The organism is Streptomyces flavofungini (assembly GCF_041028215.1).
GTDB classification, from domain to species: domain Bacteria; phylum Actinomycetota; class Actinomycetes; order Streptomycetales; family Streptomycetaceae; genus Streptomyces; species Streptomyces flavofungini_B.
Map to the genome: position 1 here is coordinate 1 of NZ_JASKYR010000550.1, position 5,396 is coordinate 5,396.

Here is a 5,396-nt window from a genome sequence, read left to right on the forward strand (position 1 = left end):
CCTCCGCACGCCCCGAAAGGTGCTCGACTCCTCATGCCCGAGCTGGTGTTCTTCTCCGGAACGATGGACTGCGGAAAGAGCACACTGGCTCTTCAGATCGAGCACAACCGCTCGGCCCGCGGGCTCCAGGGGATGATCTTCACGCGGGACGACCGCGCGGGCGAGGGCAAGCTCTCCTCCCGGCTCGGGCTCGTCACCGACGCGATCGAGGCCGCGGACGACTTCGACGTCTACGCCCACCTCGTCGACCACCTCTCCCGTGGCGGCCGCGCGGACTACGTGATCGCGGACGAGGCGCAGTTCCTCGCCCCCGACCAGATCGACCAGCTCGCCCGCATCGTCGACGACCTCGGGCTCGACGTCTTCGCCTTCGGCATCACCACGGACTTCCGCTCCAAGCTCTTCCCCGGCTCGCAGCGCCTGGTGGAGCTCGCCGACCGCGTCGAGGTGCTCCAGGTCGAGGCCCTGTGCTGGTGCGGCGCCCGCGCCACGCACAATGCGCGCACCATAGGCGGCGAAATGGTCGTCGAGGGCGCCCAGGTCGTCGTCGGCGACGTCAACCAGTCGCCCGACGAGGTGGGTTACGAGGTCCTGTGCCGCCGTCACCACCAGCGCAGGACGACGGCGGCGACCGCCCGCGCGGGGGCCCTCTCGCCGGACGTCCTGCCGGTGGACACCGCCTCCGTCCGCGCCTGACCCGGACTCCGGGAGCCCGCGGGGTTCAGCCCTCGCGCTCGGAGCGTACGACGGTGAAGACCGCGCCCTCGGGGTCGGCGACGACCGCGAGCCGTCCATGGGCGTCGTCCCGGGCCGGACGGACGACATGGCCGCCGAGCTCCACGACCCGGCTCGCCGCCTCGTCGGCGTCGGCGACCTCGAAGTAGGTCATCCAGTGCGGCCCCCGGTCACGCGGCAGCGCGTCCCCCACGCCGCGCATGGACGCCACCGGGCGCCCGTCGACGCACAGCCGCAGAGCGTCGAAGTCGGCCGAGACGACGGCCTCCTCGGTGAAGCCGAAGACGTTCCGGTAGAACGGGAAGACACCCGAGGTCTCCCTGGTCACCAGTTCGTACCAGGCGGGCGCGCCCGGCTCGCCGACCACCGCCGAACCGAGGTGGCGGGCGGCCTGCCAGAGCCCGAACACCGCGCCCGTGGGATCGAGCGCGACGGCCATCCGCCCTGCCCTGCCCGCCGTGATGGGCCCGACGCCCACCGTCCCGCCGCAGTGCCGTACCGCCTCCGCGGTCGCGTCCGCGTCGTTCGTCGCCAAGTACGGCGTCCAGGCGATGGGGAGCTGCCTGCCGGGCGGGAGCTGGCCGATGCCGGCCACCTCATGGCCGTCGAGCAGCGCCCGCACATAGGGCCCGAGCTGCTCGGGTCCCGGCCGGAACTCCCAGCCGAAGAGCGCTCCGTAGAACTCCTGGGTACCTGTCAGGCCGTGCGCCATCAGGCTCACCCAGCAGGGTGTGCCGGGTGTGCTCGGCCCGGCTCCCGCGCCGTCACGCCGTCCGGCGGACGCCCGTGCCTCGGTCATCGTCACCTTCTCCTCGGCCTTCCTGACGGCCGCTTCGTTTTCGCTATCGGGCGGGAGGATGCCCGTTTCGTAGTCATTCATCCATTGATGCGGGATGCCCGATCGGTGCCCGTTTTCCGCACACGGAGTGCTGCATCAGGTACGCCCTGTGTTCGGAGAAGGTCCGGCCGAGCAGGGTAGCCGCACCTTGGCGGCGCGGCCACCCCATGCGCAAGGATGGGTCAATGAATGCCATCATCTCCGCAACCGAACTCGCGAGCGACCTGGCGGGCGAGAATCCGCCGGTCGTCCTCGACGTCCGCTGGCGACACCAGGGCTCGATGCGCTCCGCCTACGAGGAGGGGCACATTCCCTCGGCCGTCTTCGTCGACCTGGACGCCGACCTGGCGGGACCCGCCGGTGCCCGTGGCCGGCACCCGCTGCCCGACCTGGACCGCTTCGGCGCCGTGATGCGGGCGGCGGGCGTGTCCGCCGACCGGGACGTGGTGGTGTACGACGGTGGCCAGAACTGGGCGGCGGCCCGCCTGTGGTGGATGCTGCGGTGGACGGGGCACGCGTCCGTCCGCGTCCTCGACGGCGGCATCGCCCTGTGGGCCGGTCCGCTGGAGCGGGGACCCGTCCAGGCGCCCGCGGAGGGCTCCTTCGAGCCCGCCCCGAACGGCACGGACCTCCTGGACGCGGATTCCGCGGCGGCGCTCGCCCGTTCGGGTCTGCTCCTGGACGCCCGCGCGGCCGAGCGCTACCGCGGTGAGGTCGAGCCGATCGACAAGGTGGCGGGCCACATCCCCGGCGCGGTCTCGGCGCCGACCACGGAGAACGTCGAGGAGGACGGCCGCTTCAAGCCGGCCGCCGAACTCGCCGACCGCTTCACGTCGCTCGGCGCGGACGGCGGCACGGCAGTCGGCGTCTACTGCGGCTCGGGCGTCTCGGGCGCCCACGAGGTGCTCGCCCTCGCCGTGGCGGGCATTCCGGCCGCCCTCTATGTCGGCTCGTGGTCGGAGTGGTCGGCGGACGCGGCCCGTCCGGTCGCGACGGGCGCGGACCCGCAGTAGTCCTGTGGGCCCGCGGAAGTGACGCCGCGCGGACCCGCGGCGGTCCCGTGGACGCACGGACGGCCCGGTGCCGGGCCGTCCGTACGTGAGCCGGTTACTCCTGCTTCTTGCGGCGGGTGCCGAAGACGATCTCGTCCCAGCTCGGCACCGCCGCGCGGCGCCCCGGACGCACGCCGTCGGCCTCGGCCTGACGGTCCGTGGAGCCGACGAGGCGGTCGCGGTGGCTGGCCACCGCGCGCGGCATGAGCACGTCCGCGTAGGCCGCTCCGGCGCCCGCCGAGGCGGCGGGGGGCTCCTCGGCGTCGGCCTCCTGCTCGGGCTCCTCCTGTGCGGGCGCGGGCGGCAGCTCCGTGGCGGCGGCCACCGAGGGGCGCTCGGGCACGACCATGTCGCCGCGGAAGCTGGGCACCGCCTCCAGGAGGCTGGTCAGCGAGTCGCGCTCCTGCTCGGCCACCGCGGCGCCCGCGCCGACGCCCTCCTCCGGCGCTTCGACCGGGGCGGGCGGAATGCCCGGGCGGTCCATCTGCCGGTCGAGGGCGCGGTCGAGCGGCCGCTCCAGGGGGCGGTCCCTGGGCAGCCGGGCGATGCGCGGCACGAACGGGAAGCTGGGCTCGGGTGCCGCGATGTCGTCGGTCTCACCGATCAGCGAGCGGGCCTCGTCGTCCACGGCCTGGACGAGCCGCCGGGGCGGGTCGTACGTCCAGCTCGCGGAGTGCGGCTCGGTCGCGACGCGGTAGACGAGCAGGACCTCCCAGGTGCCGTCGTCACGGCGCCAGGAGTCCCACTGGACGGTGTCCTTGTCGGCGCCGCGCAGCAGCAGACGCTCCTGGACGGCCTCGCCGAGCTGGGGTCCGGTGTTCTCGCCGGGGCGGCGGACGGGGGTCTTCCGCGCACGCTCGGCCATGAAGGCACGCTCGGCCAGGACGGGTCCCTCGAAGCGCCGGACGCGGTCCACGGGGATGCCCGCGAACTGGGCCACTTCTTCCGCGCTCGCACCGGCGCGTATACGCGCCTGGATGTCACGGGGGCGGAGGTGGCTCTCCACCTCGATCTCGATCTGGCCGAGTCGGGGCCGGTCACCGCGGACGGCCGCGCGCAACCGCTCGTCGATCGGAAGCGTGTACTCCGTGCTGTCCGCAGCTTTCAGCACCAGCCGTGTGCCGTCGTTGCTGACGGCCACGACACGCAGTTCGGGCATGGGGACCTCCCGGGTGGTGCCTGCCGACGTCACGTGCGTCGCTGCTTCCGCTAGTCGAGTGTGGCCTGCCCGGGTGCAGCCTGCCACAACCTTGCCGAGTTGCCCGGCGTGTCGGGCCAGGGCCCTGGAGCGCCGTTATGGCACGGTTACCCTTTCGCAACGCTAAGTGACGACTTTCGTCACCCTGTGCAGCGAGCCCCCCACCCGGCGGTCCTTGGCGGCCCCGGGCACCCTGGCGGGAGACCGGACCCAGGGCTCGCAACAGTACTCCATTCGGGCCACGCGGGTGGACCGCCGCGCCGCCGAACTTCTCGTAGGGGAAGGGAGTTGAACGCCTTCCCCGTTCGCGCGTTCGCACACATGCGTGGCGCACTTCACTGAATCACCCGAAACGGAACTAATCACTTCGCCCATACGTCCCCTTCTCGTGTGGTCAGTCGAGTAAGGCGAGAAAGGCAGGCAAGGGGCGGAGATGCGTGAAAAGCCGGATTACGGCAAGGAGTCGAAGGACCAGGAGGAACCGGAGGAGAAGCGGCGCCTGGATCTCAGCGTGCCGCAGGTGGCGGGCAGCGCCATCGCCGCGGTCGTGGCGGCGAAGCTGGCCTCTAACCTCGGCGTCTACGGGACGATCCTCGGCGCCGGTGTCGTGAGCGGCGTGGCGACCTGCGGCGGCACGATCTTCCAGCACTTCTTCAAGCGCACCGGCGAGCAGATACGGGTCGTGGCCGTCCAGGCCAAGCCCAAGGCGCAGCAGGTTCCGGTGACCTCGGCCCCCGCGGTGCCCGACACGTTCAAGCCACCCGAGACGTCCAAACTCTCCGGCGCGTCCGCACCGTCCGCGGAGCCCGTGACGTTCAGGACGGCCGCGTACACCGGGGCGGCCTCCGGCACCGGACCCGTGACCACCACCTGGGGCAGACCGGGCACAGCGCGCAACGGCGAAGCGGAGTCCGACCCGGACGGGACGAGGGTGCTGCCCGCCACCGGTGACGCGGACGCCACCACCGTGCTGCCCGTCGCGGGCGACGCGGACCCCACGACGGCACTGCCCTCGGTCGCCGCGGCCGACGCCGACGCCGAGCGGACCCAGCTCCTCGGCCAGCTCGACGCCACGACGGCGTTGCCCCGGGACGACGCCACGCGCGTGCTGCGCGCCGGGGGCCTGCCGGGGACTCCGGGGACGGCTCCCGAAGCGGCGCCCGGGACAACGGCGCCCGGGACAACGGTCATGCCGCCGCTCCCGCCCGACGAGTTCACCGACGGGACGACGCACCGCGCGCGCATCCGCAGCTGGAAGCGGCCGTTGATCGCCGCGGCCGTGGTGTTCGGTGTCTCCATGGCCGGGATCACCACGTACGAACTGGTGGCGGGCAAGGACTTCAGCGGCGGCGAGGGCACCACCATCAGCAACCTCACGGGAAACAGCCACCGTTCCGGGAAGGAGCCGTCCACGCCCACCGGTGATCCGACGGGACAGCCCTCGGACAACGGCACTCCGGGCTCCGGGGACGGCTCTCCGAAGGGTGAGGGCGCGACGGGGGACCCGGAGGGGACCGACGGCCGGATACCCGGCACGGGCGACGGCACCGGCTCGCACTCCGAGGACCCGGAC

5 protein-coding genes are annotated in these 5,396 nt (G+C 72.9%); 3 read left to right on the forward strand and 2 right to left on the reverse strand.

Going from position 1 to position 5,396, the window contains the following annotated elements; translation table 11 throughout:
• Nucleotides 1-33: 33 nt before the first annotated feature.
• Complete coding sequence (locus tag AB8Z36_RS29330; protein ID WP_369216409.1) at nt 34-696, forward strand: thymidine kinase; 663 nt, start codon at nt 34-36, stop codon at nt 694-696.
• 25 nt (nt 697-721) lie between these two features.
• Here the strand turns inward: AB8Z36_RS29330 and AB8Z36_RS29335 are convergent, their stop codons facing one another.
• Nucleotides 722-1,534 carry a VOC family protein gene (locus tag AB8Z36_RS29335; protein WP_369216413.1) on the reverse strand — a complete coding sequence of 271 codons (813 nt, stop codon included), beginning with the start codon at nt 1,532-1,534 and terminating at the stop codon, nt 722-724.
• 224 nt (nt 1,535-1,758) lie between these two features.
• Here AB8Z36_RS29335 and AB8Z36_RS29340 point away from each other — a divergent pair, with 224 nt between their 5' ends.
• Nucleotides 1,759-2,586: a sulfurtransferase gene (locus AB8Z36_RS29340; protein ID WP_369216410.1), complete on the forward strand. Its 828-nt coding sequence runs from the start codon at nt 1,759-1,761 to the stop codon at nt 2,584-2,586.
• A 94-nt stretch (nt 2,587-2,680) separates the two neighbouring features.
• Here the strand turns inward: AB8Z36_RS29340 and sepH are convergent, their stop codons facing one another.
• Complete coding sequence (gene sepH / locus AB8Z36_RS29345; RefSeq protein ID WP_369216411.1) at nt 2,681-3,784, reverse strand: septation protein SepH; 1,104 nt, start codon at nt 3,782-3,784, stop codon at nt 2,681-2,683.
• Between the two features lie 472 nt (nt 3,785-4,256).
• On the opposite strand from sepH, the gene AB8Z36_RS29350 reads away from it, so the two are divergent.
• Nucleotides 4,257-5,396, forward strand: a 1,140-nt coding sequence (locus AB8Z36_RS29350; protein WP_369216412.1) for a hypothetical protein, incomplete at its 3' end; no start/stop codon positions are given.

Bases quoted from the DNA above. Each gene is read 5' to 3' on its own strand.
- AB8Z36_RS29330 (WP_369216409.1), top strand. From the start codon at position 34: ATGCCCGAGCTGGTGTTCTTCTCCGGAACGATGGACTGCGGAAAGAGC.
- AB8Z36_RS29340 (WP_369216410.1), top strand. From the start codon at position 1,759: ATGAATGCCATCATCTCCGCAACCGAACTCGCGAGCGACCTGGCGGGC.
- AB8Z36_RS29335 (WP_369216413.1), bottom strand. From the start codon at position 1,534: ATGACCGAGGCACGGGCGTCCGCCGGACGGCGTGACGGCGCGGGAGCC.
- sepH (WP_369216411.1), bottom strand. From the start codon at position 3,784: ATGCCCGAACTGCGTGTCGTGGCCGTCAGCAACGACGGCACACGGCTG.